6 protein-coding genes are annotated in these 5,073 nt (G+C 67.8%); 1 reads left to right on the top strand and 5 read right to left on the bottom strand.

From position 1 onward, the window contains the following. A partial coding sequence (locus ACY5KJ_RS12195) for a recombinase family protein (RefSeq protein ID WP_462203384.1) occupies window positions 1–1,161 on the top strand: 1,161 nt, incomplete at its 5' end. On the opposite strand, the gene ACY5KJ_RS12190 is transcribed toward ACY5KJ_RS12195, so the two are convergent. From ACY5KJ_RS12190 to ACY5KJ_RS12170, 5 genes are all read right to left on the bottom strand, one after another. Next, complete coding sequence (locus ACY5KJ_RS12190; RefSeq protein ID WP_462203383.1) at window positions 1,158–1,442, bottom strand: hypothetical protein; 285 nt, start codon at window positions 1,440–1,442, stop codon at window positions 1,158–1,160. The two genes, ACY5KJ_RS12195 and ACY5KJ_RS12190, sit on opposite strands and share 4 nt — an antisense overlap. Beyond that, a complete protein-coding gene (locus ACY5KJ_RS12185; protein WP_462203382.1) occupies window positions 1,439–2,197 on the bottom strand; it encodes a replication initiator in 759 nt (252 codons plus the stop codon). Before ACY5KJ_RS12185 ends, ACY5KJ_RS12190 begins: the two co-directional genes overlap by 4 nt. Continuing rightward, window positions 2,194–2,508: a replication initiator gene (locus ACY5KJ_RS12180; protein ID WP_462203388.1), complete on the bottom strand. Its 315-nt coding sequence runs from the start codon at window positions 2,506–2,508 to the stop codon at window positions 2,194–2,196. The genes ACY5KJ_RS12185 and ACY5KJ_RS12180 overlap by 4 nt, the downstream gene beginning before the upstream one ends. A 551-nt stretch (window positions 2,509–3,059) precedes the next feature. Next, complete coding sequence (locus tag ACY5KJ_RS12175; protein WP_462203381.1) at window positions 3,060–3,383, bottom strand: 4a-hydroxytetrahydrobiopterin dehydratase; 324 nt, start codon at window positions 3,381–3,383, stop codon at window positions 3,060–3,062. A gap of 36 nt (window positions 3,384–3,419) precedes the next feature. After that, window positions 3,420–4,937, bottom strand: a complete 1,518-nt coding sequence (locus ACY5KJ_RS12170) for a helix-turn-helix domain-containing protein (RefSeq protein ID WP_462203380.1) — start codon at window positions 4,935–4,937, stop codon at window positions 3,420–3,422. Window positions 4,938–5,073: the final 136 nt, after the last annotated feature.

The following is a 5,073-nucleotide window of genomic DNA, read 5'->3' as shown; positions in this document are numbered from 1 at the left end:
GGTTCGAAACGCGCAAGTTATTTCATTTCGACTCCCTACGACTTCCGCAGGCAGCGGGACCGCGATGCCTGGCATGGCGCGGTCGGGAAGTCGGTCAGCGATTCCGGGCTGAAGTCGGAGCTGATAAAGCGGAAGTTGGATGCCAAGCGGGAGGCCCGGGAGTTCCTTGGTGGCCCGGTCGGCTTCGGCTGGTCTCAGACGATCAGCCGGAAGGGCAAGAAGATCGTGACCGAGTGGTCGGTCAACGAGGAGCAGGCCCGTTGGCTACGCGAGGCATCACAGCGGATCCGGGAAGGTGAAGCCGTACTCAAGGTCGCGGACGACTTCTATGACCGTGGTCTACGCATTCCGCACCGGCGGACCAGGCCCGACGACACCATGAAGACCGGCACCCTGACACGGGCCAGTCTGACAGCGATGCTGCGTAACCCGCGCATCGCTGGACTGTTCGCAACGGGAAACGTCCACCGCGGGTGGACCGTGGTCGGTCCGATGGCGAACTTCCCTGCCATCCTCACGGAGGAGGAGTGGCGGGAGACCTGTGCGGCGTTGGAAGCCGTGAAAACCCGCAAAGGCACCGGAACGGCCGTCAAACACGTGTTCGCCGGCTACTATGTGTGCCACACGTGCAAGCGATCATTGATCAGGAACTCTCCCCGCGCGTACGCGCTGTGGCGGCATCGTCTCGGTAAGAGCCGTGAGCATGTCGAGTGTGACCAGTCGTTCCACATCAACGCCGCCGATGCCGACGGCCTGATGACCCGCCTGGTGGATGCCTACCTTGTGCGCCGGGACTGGGAGAAGGCGGGTGAGGTCGCCGACACCGAGGAGTTGAAGGCCGAACGGACCGAGAAGGAACAGGAGCTTGCCGACCTCCCCCGCGCCATCACGGCCAAAGAGATCAGTCTGCGGTTGGGTGGCCAGGTCGAAGCCCAGATCGAGGCCCGGCTACGGGAGATCGACGCCGAGTTGGCCCGCCGGGCGCGTCTCGTGACCGTCCTGGACGGCCAGGAGGCACTACGGCTATGGCGTAACGGCACCCTGACGGAGAAACGCCGCGCCCTGTCGACGATCATTGAACGGATCATCGTAATTCCCGGGAAGGATCTTCCGTTGCGTGACCGGTTGGACCCCCAATGGCGCAATCCCAGCCCTGCCTAGCCACCGCCGTTCCGCGTGGGTTTCGGCGCGAGCGCGGTCACGATCGCCGCCGCCATCAACGCCGAGGGTTCCGGCGCCCGCGTGAGCTGAGCGGCGATCCACCGCGCGTCCGCCGCCGCCTCACCGTCCACGTCTGACACGGCAGGCTCACCGGCCGCCCCCGCGTCCACCCCGAGAGCACGCCGAGCGCCCCGCGCCGACGCGCGTTCCGTCTTCCCGGTATCCGCCGGAATCGTGGCCACCACCACCGATGAAGGAACATCGGAACCTACGGTGCTCATCGTCCGGCCCGCCAGGTGCCCACCGGGCTACCAGCCGCCCGAGACGGCGGCAGGCCGGGCGGGTCAGCACCGTAGGTTCCGAGATACAGCTCACGGGCCGTATAGGTCCAGGTGCCGAGCACGATCGTGTTCTCGTCTCCGTCGGCCCGGCCGAAGGCATCCACCGGGATCCGGCCCGCCATCGCCGCGCCGATCGTGCGGGACCACACCCGCCGTACCGTCCGCAACGCGGTGAACGTCGTCGAGTAGGCCCACGATTTCGTCAACCAGCGGCCGCCGAACCCCGCTTGGTGAGACCAGCGGATCAGTCGCGGGACATCGCCGGAGTCACGGCCGAGCGCCGCATCCAACGCCGCCGCGAACGTCGGATCGTGGCCGAGCCGCCAGCAGGTCTCCACCAACCGCCGCAGGTGCGGGTGCAGGGTCAGCCGTGCCAGCACGGCCAGCGACCGCACCGGATGATCCAACGCCCCGCCGGCCGCCGCCGACTTCGTGATGTACTTCGCCAGGTAGTTGCTGACCCGCCCGACCTCGGTGGACCCGTCGAGCGCGATACGCCGGATATCGACCTGAACACCCCAGCGCACCGCCCACCCATCCCCGGCACCAACGCCGGCGTCGAGGGTGCCCGCGTCCGGATCGGGAGCAGCCACCGCCACCGACCCGACCACGCCCCGCAGAGCGTCCGCGACCAGCTCACCAGCAGCCCACGCCGGAGGAGCCGAGCCGGGAATCATCCTCGCGGTGCCGCTCATGACAGCCCGCTGGACGGCCGTGAGGGCACAGTCCGCGTCGGGGGTGGCAGGCCCCGCACCGAACCGGTTTTCCCACCGTGTTGGCGCCGTGAGTGCACCGGGCCGAACGACGGCGCGGTCAGGGTGACGAACCACGCTGGATGCCCGGTCACCGTCTCCGGCACACCCTTACCACCCGCGAGCCCGGCCAGGACCAGCCGCCGCGCGTCCCGCTTGTAGACCGCAGAGCAGGCCGGGAACAGCCACCCGCGACCGGCCGGTTTTCGGGCAAGCTCACGCCCACGTCCACGGAAACCAGCGCGTCCTTTCACCGCGCAGGCGCAGCCAGCCCGGACGAACCCACAGGCCGGCCGCAGCACCACACGGAAACGAGAACGAGACAGAAAAAGACCGGAAGATCGGCAGCGGCGGACCTCAGCCGCCGGCCAGACCTACCCGGTCAACCCGTGAACGAGACAAACCCTGAACATCGACAGGACACGCCATATGCGGCACTCTGCACCCCAGACGGAACGTCAACACGACTGGACGCGAACCACGAGGACACGTGGCCCACGGTGCAGCAGCCCGAGCCCGGTCCGTGCCGCTCCCAGGCGGCTCACATGTGGACAGCCCGTCTATGTGGCGTACTGCCTTACATGGTGCAGGGACCGTAGCCCCTCGAATGCCACCATCTACTATACCTATGTCCGGGCGAAGGTTCCACCTTTTTGAATGAATCGGCGAACCATCGAACCTACCCCGGAGGATCAAGACCCTGCCCCTACAGGTCCCGGCACCGACCAGGCAGCCGCCCCAGGCCAACGGGGCTGTAGAGCCCAGCGGGCCGGGACTCTCCCGCCCGCTGGGTCGGTCTCTTCAGCTATCCCGCCGCTTCCTCCTGGACGTAGCGGGCCAGCACGGCTTCGATGCGGTCGACTAGCCGGAAGTCCAGGTCGGTGATCCGCTGCCCGGCGCTGTAGGTGGTGAGACTGAACGTCAGTTCTCCCCAGCGCAGTTCGACGTCCGGGTGGTGCTCCAGTTCCTTCGCGGACTCGGCCACCGTGCCGAGAGCTTCGATCGCGGCGTAGTACTCCACGGGGAACGTCTTGTGGATCTCTTCGCGGTCGGTGGCCTTCACCCATCCGTCCAGCGCGGCCAGGCGTCGGGTGACTTCCTCGGCCGGTAGCGGGTCGCGCAGTCCCACGCTCGTTGTCCCTTCCTACAGTGTCGCCGTCCCTTCCTACAGTGTCGCCAGCAGAGCTTTGACCTGTCGTCCGGTCTCATGGTCATGCCATGGCGTGAGGTGGCGCCAAACGCCGTGGAGCTCCTGCCGTAGCCGTGCCGAACTGGTCTCCCTGGCGACGGTGACCGCGTGCGTCACCGCGTCCGCGGCGGCCTCTGGGTTCCCGGCCTGAGCATGCGAGGTGGCCTGCCGTGCCTGGTAGACGCCCTTGTCCCGGCGGGCCGCGGCGGGCAGGGCAGAGATGACCTGCTCCCACAGCGGCAGGGCCTCGAGACCGAGACCGAGACGATTGTAGCAGGTGGCCCGCTGCACCTCGATGTAGCCGGGGGTGCGCCGGCAGGTGTTGAACCATGGGTAGTCGTCATCGACGCGGACCAGCAGCGCGGCGGCCTTGTCCAGGGCGTAGTCTGCGCCGCGCCGGTCGCCGATGAGGGCGTAGCCGTGGGCTGTCTGCTGCATCGCCTGTACCCGGACCTTCGCACACAGGCCGTTCTCGTCCGTCAGGGCCGCGCTGGTCAGGTCGAGGGTGCCGGGTCCGTCCTGCTGGTCAGTACAGATCATCGCCTTGTTCGTCAGGGTGTGCCGGACGAGCTGGGTGTCTCCCACCCGGTGAGCGAGTTCGAGAGCCTGGTTCGCCCAGTGCGACGCGCTCACGAGGTCCCCGGCATCCTGGTAGAGCCAGGTCGTCAGGCCCGCGTAGGCGACGCTCGTGCGCAACAGGGCGTGCCGTTCAGGGCTCCGGGCCACACGCAGGAACTGCCGGATGAGTTCCTGCTGCACCAGCACCGACGGAATCACGGTGTGCGGCCCCAACGCGGCATCGGCCCGGTAGTAGCCGTCAAGCTGAGCCGCCAGATACTCGATGGCCTCAGGCGCAACCTGCTGATACGACGCCAAGGGCATGACCGCGCCCCCAACCAGGAACCCGGCACCGCTTCCCGCGAGGAACGTGCGCCGGCCGATGGCCACGATGACCACCTCCCCTACGTGTGCGATCACCCGGTACGGGTCGGCCGGCGGACCCGCACTGTCTGCTGGCGGTACCCCGAGGATGCCGGGAACCGCCGGTGCGGTTGGCGAGACCACCGGGGCAGGGGCGAGAGCCGCCTCGCTGGCGCGTGGCCGTGGGAGCTTGAACCACAGCGTGTCTTCCGGGATGCGCAGGACCTCGGCCCACCGGATGAGCTTCGTAAGGTCGGTCACCGGCTCACCCGACTCGATGCGGCTCAACTGGCTCTGAGTGATGCCCATCCACCCGGCCACCGTCTCCTGAGACAGGACAACGGTGTGATGAGGGTGGTTGCGGTAGGCCGCGATCACCCGGCCCATGTGCCGCTCATCGAGGGCGTCCCGAAGCTGATCGGAGGCGGTCCAGAATTCGACCGGCACCTCCGACGCAGCCGTGCCACGTTCCCGAGCCCGGCGCTGGCAGGGCCCACACGATCCCCGGTCGTTGTCCCGGGCAAGGCGGGTGCCACACCGGCAGTAGCGAGAATCGTCTACCTGGTCACTCATCGCAGTGACGCCCCTTCGTGACCTCCCAGGCCCGGATCGTGCTCACGCAGTCTATCCAGCGCCGCGGGCCGCTCAATACCTGCGACGCATGGCGCCCATGCATTCCACGTCTAGTACTCCAACCCGACTTTTGTGA

Source organism: Frankia sp. CcWB3 (assembly GCF_977927595.1).
The sequence above is the reverse complement of the archived record's forward strand: the minus strand, read 5'-3'. Positions and strand labels throughout refer to the sequence as shown.